General features: G+C 44.6%; 10 protein-coding genes. All 10 read left to right on the top strand.

The annotated features are described in order from the left end of the window. Positions 1–158 precede the first annotated feature (158 nt). The 10 genes from AAW31_RS05590 to AAW31_RS05545 all read left to right on the top strand — a co-directional run bounded on the left by AAW31_RS05590 (position 159) and on the right by AAW31_RS05545 (position 14,407). Positions 159–4,064: a YhdP family protein gene (locus AAW31_RS05590; protein WP_046849486.1), complete on the top strand. Its 3,906-nt coding sequence runs from the start codon at positions 159–161 to the stop codon at positions 4,062–4,064. Between the two features lie 131 nt (positions 4,065–4,195). Continuing rightward, the gene (locus AAW31_RS05585) at positions 4,196–5,059 is read left to right on the top strand and encodes a carbon-nitrogen hydrolase family protein (RefSeq protein WP_046849485.1); all 864 of its coding nucleotides are present in this window, start codon (positions 4,196–4,198) and stop codon (positions 5,057–5,059) included. A gap of 129 nt (positions 5,060–5,188) precedes the next feature. Beyond that, on the top strand, positions 5,189–6,637 hold the full coding sequence (tldD, locus tag AAW31_RS05580; RefSeq protein WP_046849484.1) for a metalloprotease TldD: 1,449 nt from the start codon (positions 5,189–5,191) through the stop codon (positions 6,635–6,637). A gap of 350 nt (positions 6,638–6,987) precedes the next feature. Continuing rightward, complete coding sequence (locus tag AAW31_RS05575) at positions 6,988–8,691, top strand: acetolactate synthase 3 catalytic subunit (RefSeq protein ID WP_046849483.1); 1,704 nt, start codon at positions 6,988–6,990, stop codon at positions 8,689–8,691. Between the two features lie 3 nt (positions 8,692–8,694). After that, the gene (gene ilvN / locus AAW31_RS05570) at positions 8,695–9,186 is read left to right on the top strand and encodes an acetolactate synthase small subunit (protein WP_046849482.1); all 492 of its coding nucleotides are present in this window, start codon (positions 8,695–8,697) and stop codon (positions 9,184–9,186) included. 250 nt (positions 9,187–9,436) lie between these two features. Further along, positions 9,437–10,453 carry a ketol-acid reductoisomerase gene (gene ilvC, locus AAW31_RS05565; protein WP_046849481.1) on the top strand — a complete coding sequence of 339 codons (1,017 nt, stop codon included), beginning with the start codon at positions 9,437–9,439 and terminating at the stop codon, positions 10,451–10,453. 104 nt (positions 10,454–10,557) lie between these two features. Further along, on the top strand, positions 10,558–11,205 hold the full coding sequence (locus AAW31_RS05560) for a phosphatidylserine decarboxylase (RefSeq protein WP_046849480.1): 648 nt from the start codon (positions 10,558–10,560) through the stop codon (positions 11,203–11,205). Positions 11,206–11,326: 121 nt separating this feature from the next. After that, the gene (pssA, locus tag AAW31_RS05555; protein ID WP_046849479.1) at positions 11,327–12,109 is read left to right on the top strand and encodes a CDP-diacylglycerol--serine O-phosphatidyltransferase; all 783 of its coding nucleotides are present in this window, start codon (positions 11,327–11,329) and stop codon (positions 12,107–12,109) included. A gap of 254 nt (positions 12,110–12,363) precedes the next feature. After that, on the top strand, positions 12,364–13,896 hold the full coding sequence (locus tag AAW31_RS05550; protein ID WP_046849478.1) for a 2-isopropylmalate synthase: 1,533 nt from the start codon (positions 12,364–12,366) through the stop codon (positions 13,894–13,896). A gap of 4 nt (positions 13,897–13,900) precedes the next feature. Then, complete coding sequence (locus AAW31_RS05545) at positions 13,901–14,407, top strand: TlpA family protein disulfide reductase (RefSeq protein WP_046849477.1); 507 nt, start codon at positions 13,901–13,903, stop codon at positions 14,405–14,407. Positions 14,408–14,414: the final 7 nt, after the last annotated feature.

The raw sequence follows: 14,414 nt of genomic DNA, 5'->3' as shown, positions 1-14,414 counted from the left end.
GGGTCACGGCCCGCAGCCCACGGCAATGCTCCTGTTAGAAATCCTAGTTCCTATTAGAAATCCTATTAAAAACACCATTTTGATCAAACTCTTCTTTTTTACTTCCTAGGATTAAGCAGTTTTTCAGAATAAAACTGTGCTTCTTATTCAATTATCCCATGATGCATTCCTTTGTTAAGCATAGCATCTTCACCTTGCGCAAGCTCGGGTGGGTTGTGTTTGTTATCGTAATGTTTTTTTCCCTGTTACTGTTGTTATTGCGCTATTGGCTATTGCCTGATATTGATCGCTACCGGCCCGACATTGCGGCCGCCATTTCGCAGGTTGCCGAGCAAACAATCAGTATAGAACGCATCGATGCCAATTGGGACGGATTGCGCCCTTACTTACGATTACATGGGGTGCGTGTGCATGATAAGTATGGTAATTCTGTTTTGATACTGACTGAGTTGGATGGCACGCTTGCGTGGCGCTCGTTACTGTACGGAGAATTGCTGTTTCGTGAGATTAAAATTGAACGACCTGTTCTGAGCATCCGCCGTGATAGTGAAAAAGTGATCCACATCGCAGGCGTTACGCTTGATCAAGAGGAAGCAGATAATGGCTTTTTTAATTGGCTATTACAACAGCGCCAGCTGTTGGTCAATGACGCTGAAGTTTATTGGCTGGATGAGCCGCGTGCTGCACCCGTGCTTTATCTGAAAAATGTAGATTTACGTATGCATAATAAGGAAGGCCATCACTATTTTGGACTAAGGTTCATTCCACCCACTGAATTAGCCGATCCGGTGGATATACGCGGTGATTTAACAGGCGAATCCGTCAATACATTGAATCAGTGGCGCGGGCGCTTGTTTGCTCAATTGAATCACGTCGATCTCGCTGTTTTACAAACCTGGTTATCGTTCCCGGAAGACCTGGAATTGGGTCGTGGCAGGGGTGCCTTTCGTGCGTGGATGGGCATAGAGGGTAAGTCGGTTGCTTACTGGAAAGCCGATGTGAATCTGCATGAAACTGATATACGCTGGACAAAGGATCTGCCAAGGCTTGATCTTGCCCATTTGCGTGGTCGCGTGGGGTGGAAAAGAAATAATGACGCGATCCAGCCGGGGGATGAATGGTTTGCCCAGCAACTGAGTGTCGCCATTGAAAATGAAGTATTTACCCAACCAGTGAACATTTTGTGGCAACGACAGGGGGGAGAAGGTGAGGCATCCAGCGAAAATAAATTACTGGTAAATGCTCTGGATTTAGGCATGGTGGCTTCTCTGTTAAGTTATCTGCCCATGGAGCCTTCATGGCAACAGCAGGTGAGTGAATTATCCCCGCAAGGAGTCATCGAGCATGTGCAAGCTGATTGGCAAGGGGATTGGACCAGGCCTTCCTCTTTTAATGTCGAGGGAAGCTTTCACAATTTGGCTATCCAGGCGTTTGACAAGCTGCCTGCAGTGAGTGGGCTAAGTGGCAGTGTCAAGCTATCTGAAGCGGGCGGAACGCTTCATCTTGATTCTGATCAAGCCAGCATGAACCTTTCTGAGACATTTAACGAGCCGCTCGAGTTTGATAGGCTGACTACACAGCTCAATTGGAAGGTATTGCCTGATCAGGATACCACTTTGTTTGAATTCAATCATATTTCATTTGCTAATCGTTATCTGTCCGGAACAATGCATGGCCGCTACCATAGTGGCATCTTTGCACAGCCCGGCACAATCGATGTGGCGGGTGAACTGGCGCATGCAGAGGTTACTTATCTTAATAAGTACCTGACATTCCTGGGTGATCAGGAGGCTTCGCAAAACTGGCTGAATAAAGCGCTCATAGCGGGTAGATTGGAAGGCACCCGATTTAATATCCGTGGCGAGTTAAGTGAATCTGCTTCAGATCTGCGCAACAAACTCGCCTTCAAGCTAACTACCCGAATGGCTGACACAGCGGTAAATTTGCCTGAAGAATGGCCGAATATGACGGAAATCCAAGCCGATCTTTCATTGCAGGATAATCAACTTGCCATGACTATTTCACGCGCAAAACTGGCAGATATTGTTATGAAAGATGTGCGCTTGCAGATTGCAGATTTACACGCACGGCATCCCATTTTACACCTGACGGGGGGAGCCGAGGGCGCTACCCAAAACATCATTACTTTGATTAAAAAAGGCTCTCAGCATCTCCATGCGGTTGATTTCTCACAGCCAGGTGAAGTTTCCGGGAATGGGAAATTGCGTCTGGAGCTCGCCATGCCGATAAAAACATACCGCGATGAGGAGAGACGTATCGAACTCAAGGGGGATTATCAGTTTATCAATAACGAGATTCCTCTGGGTCAAGATTTACCTGCATTGAGTAAAGTCAATGGATTGCTTGCTTTTACTCAGTCCACGCTGGCTATAAAAAATGTAACTGGGCAATTGACCGGTGAGCCGATAACGATTAACTCTACCGCTCTGCCGAACGGAGGAATGCGTATCATGGCGACAGGCAGGGCTAATTTCGATCGCTTACATTCAGTTAAACCTGATCAACCGGCAAATACCTTGCAGTTGTGGACGCAGTATATGCGGGGGATAACTGATTGGTCAGCCGTGCTTGATATTAACAAAGAAGGCATGGATGTCAGCGTTGAATCATCGTTAGTTGGCGCTGCTTCATCATTACCTGAGCCTTTTGCCAAAGCTGCGGCAGAAAAGATTCCGCTCAGTTTGGAAAAAAAATTCATTGATTCAGAACGTGAGGTGCTGCGCTTTCGTTATGGGGAGGTGGTTACGGCAGAAATTCAACGTGTGCGTGCAGAAGATGGCACTTACTTACCGACACGTGGCGTGATGAATTTCCGAACTGCGCCTGTTGAATTACCGAAAGATACTGTCACACTCGTACATGGTACGATTCCGGTGTTGGAATGGGATCGCTGGAAAGCGCTTTTTGATCGGCATGAGGAAATGGCTGCCCGCTCAGGACAAGCTGGCCAAGGAATCAAGGCATTGCTGACTGATCGGGTCAATTTCAATCTGAATGTTGGCAGGCTCGATTTTCTAGGAAGTCGTTTTAATGAGTTTGTATTGGATGCCAATAAACACGGTGGGCAATGGCATACTGCTGTGGTCAGTAAAGAGGTCATCGGTCATATCGTTTGGAATTCTCTCAACAAGGAAGCATTTGCACGATTAAAAAAATTGGTAAAACCAGAAGCCATTCCGGAATCTGACTCAGTCATGAACAAAAAGAATCCATCCAAGGATTGGCCGAGCATGGATCTGTATGCTGACGAGTTCTATGTAGGCGGAAAGCTTTTAGGTAAATTAGTATTAGTAGCTCATCAGCAAGCAGAGGGCTGGCATATCGATCAACTTCAAATTGCTCACGCTGACAGTTCTCTTATGCTGCAGGGAGTGTGGCAGAACCGTATCGCTCCTTTTCAGATGCAAGCAGACGTCGAACTGCGAGCAAAAAGTATAGGTAAATTCCTGGCGCGCTTGGGTTACCCGGGGCGTATTGCGCGTGGAAAAGGCGAAGCGACAGGTTCATTGGTATGGATAGGGCAGCCTTTTTCCATAGATTTCCCTTCTCTTTCTGGCAATCTGAAATTGACCGCTCAGCACGGTCAATTTACCAAATTCAAGCCGGGGATGAGCAAATTGCTGGGTATTTTTGATCTAAAATCCATTCCGCGCAGACTGACATTGGATTTTTATGATGTATTTAGTCAAGGTTTTGGTTTCGATGATATATCCGGCGATGTTAGAATTAACAGAGGGGTTGCGGTGACAGATGAACTGCAGATTGCAGGAAGCGCAGCTTATCTGACTGTGAGTGGAAAAATCGATCTGGTAGAAGAAACTCAAGCGCTCCTGGTCAAAATGTTTCCTTCGCTTGGGCTGGCAACACCAGTAGCAGGGATTGCTTCCATGATTGCGAACCAGTCACTGAAGGATCCATTTGATCGTGTTTTATTTAGTGAATATATTATAACAGGTAGGTGGGATAAGCCTGTAATGAAGAAATCACAAGATTTACAAGAAAATAAGGACACGCAATCAGAATCCAAGCATAATGAGAATTGATAGGTATGGATGGTTTTGGGGATAATGCCTATTCATTATGCGCTGCTTTATGGCCGCTTTATGGTTTTTGTGAGCGAAATTCTTATCTTGCCTGAATTCAGTAGAAAAGGGGACTTATAGGGGAGGAAGATATGTTGAATCATTCGGGCATTTTCTCAAAACATCTGCCAGAGAAAGAGAATAACTGTACTTTACGTGTTGCGGCTATACAGATGGCATCAGGCCCCAGCGTCTCTGCCAATCTGGAAGAGGCGCTCCGCTTGATTGAGCTGGCTGTATCACAAGAAGCAAAGCTGGTTGCACTTCCGGAATATTTCTGTATTATGGGGTTGCGGGATACCGATAAATTAAGTGTGCGTGAGCAACCTGGCGAAGGCATGGTGCAATCATTTTTAAGCGAGACAGCTAAACGTTTCGGGATTTGGTTGGTGGGGGGATCCGTGCCGTTGGAGAGTCCGGTACCGGATAAGGTTTATAATAGCTGCCTAGTTTATGATCATGAGGGCAGGCAGGTAGCACGCTACGATAAAATTCATTTATTCGGCCTTGAAATGGGTGAAGAACGTTTCGCGGAAGAAAAAACAATCAAAGCCGGAGATAAAGTCGTTGCAGTAGATTCTCCTTTTGGGCGGATAGGTTTATCTATTTGTTATGATCTCCGCTTCCCTGAACTTTACCGTTTGATGGGGAAGGTGGATATTATTCTTGCTCCCTCTGCTTTTACTGCAATTACAGGTAAAGCGCATTGGGAGACTTTAATCCGTGCACGTGCTATAGAGAATCAGGCCTATGTGATTGCACCAGCGCAGGGAGGGTTTCATGTCAATGGCCGTGAAACCAATGGAGATAGTATGATTGTAGATCCCTGGGGTGTAGTGATTGACCGGCTGGCTCGTGGGCCTGGCGTGGTGGTGGCGACGTTGGATCGTGCCTACCAATCGAGCGTGCGTGCAAGCTTGCCGGCACTAGAACATCGCTGCTTATACCCATGTTAAATATAGAAAGATGACTGTTTACTTTGAACAGAATAGGGAATGAAATGTCTTGAAGAAGGACAGCTTTTATTCTGTTTTTTTATCGCAAGAAGTTAAAATGTGTGTTGTAAAAATGAGTTTAATCTTAAAATGAATGAGTTTTTTACCATTGCTGACCGTTGTCTGCTGACGCCCTATGAGCTGGATGCGAATAGATTACATCACGTGTTCGGGCAAATACTTACCCATCGGATCGATTATGCCGATCTTTATTTTCAGTATAGTCGTTCTGAAGGATGGGTGCTTGAAGAAGGCATTGTTAAATCAGGTAGCTTTAATATCGATCAAGGTGTCGGCGTTCGCGCGCTCAGTGGTGAAAAAACTGCCTTTGCGTATTCAGATGAGATCAGCCTGGATGCACTCGTATCGGCAGCCAAAGCAACACGCGCTATTGCTGGCCAGGGAAGCCTGCATCCAGTTCACGTCGTTAAACAGGTGGCACACTATAACACCAGGTCACTTTACCTTCCGCAGGATCCTATTGCGAACTTTAAAGATAGCGACAAAGTAGCATTGTTGGAGAAACTTGAACAGTTTGCGCGTGCGATAGATAAACGCGTCATTCAGGTTGTGGCATCACTTGCAGGTGAGTACGAGGTTATCATGGTTGCACGTAGTGATGGAATGTTAGCTGCTGACGTGAGGCCATTAGTGCGCATGTCATTACAGGTCATAGCAGAAGAAAATGGCCGACGTGAACAGGGCGTTGCGGGTGGAGGTGGACGATTTGATTACACTTACTTTACGGATGAAATACTAAATGACTATGCTCAAAAGGCAGTACACCAAGCGGTGGTGAATCTGAATGCGAGACCTGCTCCGGCAGGCCCCATGACAGTCGTTCTAGGAAATGGCTGGCCTGGTATCCTGCTGCATGAAGCCATTGGTCATGGATTGGAAGGTGATTTTAACCGCAAGGGTAGCTCGGCTTTTTCTGGACGCATTGGTGAACGAGTTGCGGCCGATGGTGTGACGGTGGTGGATGATGGTACGCTGGTTAATCGTCGTGGATCGTTGAATATTGATGATGAAGGGAATCCCACTCAATGTACGGTATTGATTGAGAATGGGGTGCTCAAAGGCTATCTGCAAGACAGCCTGAATGCAAGACTCATGAAGCATCCTCTTACCGGCAATGGCAGGCGAGAATCTTTTGCACATATTCCGATGCCACGCATGACAAATACCTATATGCTGAATGGAAATAAACATCCAGAAGAAATTATTGAGTCAGTGAAACATGGATTATATGCCGCAAATTTTGGGGGTGGGCAAGTCGATATCACGAGTGGTAAATTTGTCTTTTCTGCTGCGGAAGCTTACATGATAGAGAATGGGAAAATTTCTTACCCCATAAAGGGAGCCACTTTAATCGGTAATGGCCCGGATATTCTGACACGCGTTTCCATGATAGGTAATGATATGGCGCTGGATCCAGGGATAGGCACATGTGGGAAAGAAGGACAGAGCGTACCAGTAGGCGTAGGGCAGCCAACGCTGCGAGTGGAAGGGTTGACAGTAGGGGGAACAGGTGGTTGACGAGAGCCGGTTATCTTCCTGCTGGTTCATCATCAATCCGGGAATTTTCTTAGCGTCAGTTAGTCGGGAATAAAACCCGGATTCCTAGTAATATATGCGGATGCATACATTTCTTTATATGGCAAAACGAATAGCGGTTCGCCTGATGATATATAGGGGTGGGTGATCGGTCGTTAATAGGGCTGCTTCCTGCAGTCTGATTTTAATAAACCTGAGAGTTAACTAAGCATCTTGATTAAATTATGGCTGAAATATTCGAGATGTATGAAATGTATTTGATAAGCAAAGATGTATTTAACTAAATTCTTATTTTTAGATTTTTGATTTTTTGATACCAGGATGCACAAAGTATGAGTGTAGAACTAACAGGAGCCGAGATTACGGTGCGTTGCCTGCAGGAAGAAGGGGTGGAGTATATTTTTGGCTATCCTGGCGGTGCAGTGTTGTTTATTTATGATGAGCTATTTAAGCAAGATAAAGTAAAGCATATTCTGGTTCGCCATGAACAAGCAGCGCTTCATGCTGCAGATGGCTATGCTCGATCCAGTCACAATGTGGGGGTTGCTTTAGTGACATCAGGGCCTGGGGTCACGAACGCGGTAACAGGGATTGCGACTGCTTATATGGATTCTATCCCCCTCGTGATTATTAGTGGGCAGGTCCCTACCGCAGCCATTGGTCAAGATGCCTTTCAGGAAGTGGATACCGTGGGAATTACACGCCCCTGTGTCAAACATAATTTTCTGGTGAAAGATGTCACTGAGCTTGCATCAACGATAAAAAAAGCTTTTGTGATTGCTTCAACCGGCCGTCCCGGTCCCGTTTTGGTGGATATTCCCAAAGATGTCACACAACACAAGGCGGTATTTGATTATCCAAGCAGTGTAAGTATGCGTTCTTACAAGCCGGTCAGCGAGGGAGATAGCCAACAGATAAAAAAAGCGGCGCAATTGATTTTAAATGCAAAGCGGCCGATGGTTTATTCTGGGGGAGGGGTGATTCTGGATAATGCATCTGAGGCTTTGACAGAATTGGTACATTTGCTGAATTTTCCATGTACTAACACCTTAATGGGGCTTGGCGGTTATCCTGCGACAGATAAGCGGTTTGTTGGTATGTTAGGGATGCATGGCACCTATGAAGCGAATATGGCGATGCAATATTGTGATGTATTGATCGCAGTCGGTGCGCGTTTCGATGATCGTGTCATTGGTAATCCCAAGCATTTTTACAGTGAAGAGCGAAAAATTATTCATATTGATATTGACCCTTCGTCTATTTCCAAGCGTGTCAAGGTAGACATCCCCATAGTGGGAAGCGTTTCGGAAGTATTGAATGCACTGATTAAATTGATCAAGGCCAGTAAAGAAAAAATAGATGAGCATGCGCTTAAGGAATGGTGGAAACAAATAGATTTATGGCGCGAACGAGACTGCCTAAGATATGATCGTACGAGTGCAGTGATTAAACCGCAGATGGTGGTGGAAAAACTTTATGCGGTGACGAAGGGTGATGCTTTTATTACATCAGATGTCGGGCAGCATCAAATGTGGGCTGCGCAGTTCTATCGGTTTAATAAACCTCGCCGTTGGATTAATTCAGGTGGACTAGGAACCATGGGATTTGGGCTACCTTCCGCAATGGGTGCGCAATTAGCTAATCCCGCTGGCGTAGTCGCGTGCATTACAGGTGAAGCGAGCATACAGATGTGTATCCAGGAATTATCCACCTGTAAACAATACAGCTTACCCCTTAAAATTATTAATCTTAATAACCGGTATATGGGCATGGTTCGGCAATGGCAGGAATTTTTCCATGGCAACCGCTATTCAGAGTCTTATATGAATGCGCTTCCGGATTTTGTCAAACTGGCTGAGAGCTATGGTCACGTCGGTATGAAGATAGAGAAACCGGAAGAGATCGAAGGCGCATTGGAGGAGGCTTTTAAACTCAAAGAGCGATTAGTTTTTATGGATTTTATTACCGATCAAACGGAAAATGTATTTCCTATGGTGCCAGGTGGTAAAGGTTTGCCTGAAATGATTCTGGTGTAAGAAATGCGGCATATTATCTCTTTATTGATGGAAAATGAGGCCGGTGCGCTGTCTCGAGTAGCAGGCTTATTTTCGGCACGAGGCTATAACATTGAGTCACTCATTGTAGCGCCGACAGAAGATCCCACTTTGTCTCGTATGACTTTGGTTACAGTCGGCTCGGATGAAGTGATCGAGCAAATTACCAAGCAGCTGAATAAACTGATTGAGGTGGTCAAAATAGTTGATTTGAGCGAGGGAGATCATATCGAGCGAGAGCTTATGTTGGTGAAAGTCCGAGCCATTGGCGAGGATCGCGAAGAGATCAAACGGTTGGCAGATATTTTTCGCGGCAGTATTATTGATGTCACAGACAAGTCATACACGATAGAGCTGACAGGTACCAGTTCAAAACTTGATGCCTTTCTTGAAACAATACAGCGAAATATGATTCTCGAGACTATCCGAACGGGTGCTTCCGGTTTAGGTCGTGGAGAGCGGATTTTAAAAGAATAACAGATTGATTTAATAAAGGACGCCTCTAAAAATTCAGAGTTCTAATCAAGACAAGGCGAACACAAAAAATGTTGACGCAGCCTATCATTGATAGGTGAGGAATCATTTTTTGTGAACAATGAAGTATTGTGATGGAATATGAATTTTTAGAGGCGCCCTGAAGATAACTAATTGTCTATACAGTGGCAGTCATTAGAGTTTTGTTTTGATGTTTTTGCACCAGCTGGGTATATATTATTAAAGGAACATAATGAAAGTTTATTACGATAAAGATGCCGATTTGTCTCTCATTAAAAAAAAGAAAGTCACGATAGTCGGCTATGGGTCACAAGGACATGCGCATGCTAATAATTTACGTGATTCTGGTATCAAGGTTACAGTCGGTTTGCGTAAAGGGGGAGCGTCTTGGGATAAGGCAAAAAAAGCTGGTTTGACCGTAAAAGAAATTGCGCCATCCATTAAAGATGCAGATGTCGTGATGTTACTGCTTCCGGATGAGCAGATTGCTGCTATCTATCAATCAGAGATCGAGGCAGGTTTAAAAAATAATGCGACGCTGGCATTTGCTCATGGTTTTAATATTCACTATGGACAGGTGACTCCGCGTGAGGATCTTGATGTCATTATGATTGCGCCTAAGGGGCCTGGGCATCTTGTACGTTCCACGTATACCCAAGGTGGGGGCGTGCCTTCACTTATAGCAGTTCATCAGGACAAATCAGGGCATGCACGCGATTTAGCCCTATCCTATGCAGCTGCTAATGGGGGGACACGCGGTGGTGTGATTGAAACCACTTTCCGTGAGGAAACAGAAACAGATTTATTTGGTGAACAAGTGGTATTGTGTGGCGGTCTTACTGCATTAATTCAGACTGGCTTTGAGACATTGGTAGAGGCCGGCTATGCACCCGAAATGGCCTACTTTGAGTGTCTCCATGAAGTAAAACTGATTGTGGATTTAATCTATGAGGGCGGCATAGCCAATATGCGCTATTCTATATCTAATAATGCTGAATATGGTGATATCTCGCGTGGACCCCGCATTATTACTGAAGAAACGCGTGCGGAAATGCGCAAGATTCTGCGTGAAATTCAAACGGGTCAGTATGCACGTGAGTTCATACTTGAGAACCGTGCGGGAGCGCCTATGCTCAAATCCAGTCGACGCCTTGCCGCTGAGCACTCGATCGAAACAGTCGGTGCAAAATTGCGCGACATGATGCCTTGGATTAAGAAAAATAAATTAGTTGACCAAGTAAAGAACTAATGAAGAACTTATCTGCGCATTTTTGTCTAAGAATTATTTAAAATACTTCGCTTTTTTACCCGATATTTTATAAATATCGGGTTAACCTACTATTTAAGTTACTCATGCCAACTTATCCTCATCCTATTATTGCGCGCGAAGGTTGGTTTCATATTACCGTCGCGTTTTCAATCGCTTTATTGGTTCATCTATTTTTAGGCTGGTTGTGGGCATTACCCTTCTGGTTTATTGCACTGTTCGTTTTGCAGTTTTTTCGGGATCCTTCCCGCACCATTCCATCACAAGCTAATGCTATATTAGCGCCTGCAGATGGAAGGATTGTCGCTGTTGAGAAAACGCAGGATCCTTTTCTTAATCGTGAGGCGATTAAAGTCAGTGTGTTCATGAATGTATTTAATGTTCATTCCAATCGTAGCCCTGTGGATGGAATGATAAAAGACCGCTGGTATTTCCCGGGTCAATTTATTAACGCTAGCTTATCCAAGGCTTCCTTAGAAAATGAACGTAATGCTCTCTGGATAAAAACAGATAAGGGGCTCGATGTAACTTGTGTGCAGATTGCAGGTTTGATCGCAAAACGTATTATATGTCACGTCAACCCTGGTGATCGCCTGGCACGTGGGCAACGGTTTGGATTTATTCGCTTTGGTTCAAGAGTGGATGTTTATCTGCCAACCGATACTAGAATTAATGTCAATATTGGTGATAAAGTTTATGCGACGTTAACCATATTAGCTGAGTTACGCAGTTAGGCAAATTTGTTTATTATTGCTACCTCCTAATTTGTTTGCTAGATTAATAAAATTATTTTCTATTTTTTGCGATTTATCTTTCTTTATTCCATTGTAGGCTATTATGTAGTTCATACTAAAAATGCATGAACCGAACTCAGCGCGCTTTGCGCTTAAGTCCCGATTGCGACGCAGAGGGATTTATCTATTGCCGAATTTATTTACCACAGCCGCATTGTTTGCAGGTTTCTTTGCGATTGTGCAGGCCATGAATGGTCACTACGAGAATTCTGCCATAGCAATTTTCGTGGCAATGGTGTTGGATGGCCTGGATGGTCGAGTGGCGCGTATAACACATACTCAAAGTGAATTTGGTGCAGAGTATGACAGCTTGTCGGATATGGTTTCTTTTGGAGTTGCCCCTGCACTGGTAGCATATGTGTGGGTACTAAAAGAGATGGGTAAATTGGGGTGGATAGCAGCGTTTATTTATTGCGCTTGTGCGGCATTACGATTGGCACGTTTTAACACCAACATAGAAGTAGTGGATAAGCGCTTTTTCCAGGGGCTGCCTAGCCCCGCAGCAGCAGCGCTGATAGCTGGATTGGTATGGGTAGCATCGGATTTTGAAATACAAGGCGCGGATATCAAGTGGCTGGTATGGGCAGTGACGTTGTTTGCTGGCCTTACCATGGTGAGTAATTTGCCTTACTATAGTGGTAAAGAGTTCAATCTGCGCAGACGCGTCCCTTTTTTCTCAGTTTTACTTTTATTATTGTTCTTTTTTGTCTTAATACCGAGTCATCCGCCTGTGGTGTTATTTGGCTTATTTTCTCTATATGCTTTATCAGGCTATTTCATGAAGTTATGGCGGCTGAGTAAAAGTAAAAAAAACGATGAGATAAAAAATCAGAATATGACATAGCGGTCTTGCGCTTGCAGAAATATTGGAAACGTTTTATATTTCTACCATGAACAAGTTGACAACTAATTTTCCGGTATCTCTATTCTTCTTTTATTTCTCTTCTTTGGCCTGGTTGCATCTAACAGGCTATCTGCTGCGCCGTGGGCGCTAAAATTCAATACTTCTTTCAATCGCTTGCTGATAATCTAAAAAATTCGAAACCCGAATTTTTAATCTTTGCTCTGTAATTTAGATTTCATTCGATGGAGAAAATGATGCGCGACCATTTGATTATTTTTGATACCACCTTACGTGATGGAGAGCAAAGTCCTGGCGCTTCCATGACAAAAGAAGAGAAAGTGCGGATTGCTCGACAGCTTGAGCGTATGGGGGTTGATGTTATTGAGGCAGGTTTTCCGGCAGCTTCCAATGGGGATTTTGAAGCCGTCAAGGCAGTGGCTGATACGATTAAGGATAGCGTGGTTTGTGGACTTGCTCGCGCTATCGAAAATGATATCAATCGCGCGGGTGAAGCCTTGTGTGGCGCTAATGCAGCGCGCATTCACACTTTTATTGCTACTTCACCTATACACATGAAGAATAAATTGCGCATGTCGCCGGAACAAGTGGTCGAGCAAGCGGTGAAAGCTATAAAATGGGCACGTCGGTATACAGACAACGTTGAATTCTCTCCAGAGGATGCCGGTCGGTCTGAAATCAATTTTCTGTGTCGTGTTTTGGAAGCAGTGATCGATGCGGGGGCAAAGACATTGAATATTCCAGATACAGTAGGGTATACCATGCCAGATCAGTTTGGCGAACTTATTCGAACATTGCGTGAGCGTATTCCCAATTCAGATAAAGTCATTTTTTCCGTCCATTGTCACAATGATCTAGGGTTAGCGGTCGCTAATTCATTGTCGGCAGTCATAAATGGCGCGAGACAAGTTGAATGTACCATTAATGGACTGGGTGAGCGCGCTGGAAATGCTGCGCTTGAAGAAGTTGTCATGGCCGTTCGTACACGGCAGGATTTCTTTCCATGTGATACGCGCATCGATACCACCCATATTGTCCCTGCCAGTAAATTGGTTTCAGGAATTACCGGTTTTCCAGTACAACCCAATAAAGCCATTGTTGGCGCAAATGCGTTTGCACATGAATCTGGAATTCATCAAGATGGTGTGCTCAAACATCGTGAGACTTATGAAATTATGCGTGCAGAAGATGTGGGCTGGGGAGCCAATAAGTTGTTGCTGGGTAAGCATTCTGGCCGTAACGCGTTTCGCAGCCGTTTAAAGGAACTTGGCATTGAGTTTGAATCTGAAGAATTGCTCAATACTATGTTTGTGCGCTTTAAGGATTTGGCAGATAAAAAACATGAAATTTTTGATGAAGATCTGCACGCACTGGTTTCGGATGAGGTGCAGACTCCTGAAGAACATTATCGATTGCTTTCACTCACTGCACATAGTGAAACAGGTGAGACTCCTTTCGCTCGGGTAGTGATCGCTGCCGGGAGTAATGAACTACATGCCGAATCTGAAGGGAGCGGTCCAGTTGACGCAACTTTTCGTGCGATTGAAAAGATCTTGCATAGTGGCGCCGAATTACAATTGTTTTCGGTTAACAACATTACCAGTGGAACGGATGCACAAGGTGAGGTGACGGTCAGGTTGCAGAAATCCGGTAGAATTGTAAATGGTCAAGGGGCAGATACAGATATTGTCGTGGCTTCTGCTAAAGCTTATCTCAGCGCATTCAATAAACTGTATAGCAGGCTTGAGAAAGCCCATCCGCAGGTTTGATAACATGAAACGCTTTTTCCTTTGCTTATTGCTTTTATTGAGTTTCGTATCTTTTTATGGTCAGGCAGAAGAGTTTCAGTTCAGATTTGAGGATAGCAAGGGAAAAATACATCAATTGAGTGATTATAGAGGAAAGTGGGTGCTGGTAAATTTCTGGGCAACCTGGTGCCCTCCCTGCCTGGAGGAAATTCCTGATTTGATCTCGCTTTACCAAGACCGGAAGGATGTCATAATCATTGGGATTGCTATGGATTATGCCGATACGGAAACGATAGTAAAATTTGCTGATGCAATGTCTATTCCTTATCCGATCGTTTTCGGTACCCGAGAGATTGCTTTACAGCTTGATGAATTATCGATGCTGCCTAGTACCTATTTATTCGACCCTGCTGGTAAACCTGCCGCACGAAAGATTGGCCTGCTTAACCGAGAAGAGATTGAAAAATTCATACAGAGTTATTCAGGAAGAATGGATCCAGTCAATGCAGTTGATTCCCCTCATACTAAATAGAAATGTT

The sequence above is a fragment of the Nitrosomonas communis genome (assembly GCF_001007935.1).
Lineage (GTDB): Bacteria > Pseudomonadota > Gammaproteobacteria > Burkholderiales > Nitrosomonadaceae > Nitrosomonas > Nitrosomonas communis.
The sequence above is the reverse complement of the archived record's forward strand: the minus strand, read 5'-3'. Positions and strand labels throughout refer to the sequence as shown.

What these genes read in the sequence shown, in the direction of transcription:
- AAW31_RS05545 (WP_046849477.1), top strand. Translation starts at nt 13,901, where the DNA reads ATGAAACGCTTTTTCCTTTGCTTATTGCTTTTATTGAGTTTCGTATCT.
- tldD (WP_046849484.1), top strand. Translation starts at nt 5,189, where the DNA reads ATGAATGAGTTTTTTACCATTGCTGACCGTTGTCTGCTGACGCCCTAT.
- AAW31_RS05585 (WP_046849485.1), top strand. Translation starts at nt 4,196, where the DNA reads ATGTTGAATCATTCGGGCATTTTCTCAAAACATCTGCCAGAGAAAGAG.
- ilvN (WP_046849482.1), top strand. Translation starts at nt 8,695, where the DNA reads ATGCGGCATATTATCTCTTTATTGATGGAAAATGAGGCCGGTGCGCTG.
- pssA (WP_046849479.1), top strand. Translation starts at nt 11,327, where the DNA reads ATGCATGAACCGAACTCAGCGCGCTTTGCGCTTAAGTCCCGATTGCGA.
- AAW31_RS05575 (WP_046849483.1), top strand. Translation starts at nt 6,988, where the DNA reads ATGAGTGTAGAACTAACAGGAGCCGAGATTACGGTGCGTTGCCTGCAG.
- AAW31_RS05550 (WP_046849478.1), top strand. Translation starts at nt 12,364, where the DNA reads ATGCGCGACCATTTGATTATTTTTGATACCACCTTACGTGATGGAGAG.
- AAW31_RS05560 (WP_046849480.1), top strand. Translation starts at nt 10,558, where the DNA reads ATGCCAACTTATCCTCATCCTATTATTGCGCGCGAAGGTTGGTTTCAT.
- ilvC (WP_046849481.1), top strand. Translation starts at nt 9,437, where the DNA reads ATGAAAGTTTATTACGATAAAGATGCCGATTTGTCTCTCATTAAAAAA.
- AAW31_RS05590 (WP_046849486.1), top strand. Translation starts at nt 159, where the DNA reads ATGATGCATTCCTTTGTTAAGCATAGCATCTTCACCTTGCGCAAGCTC.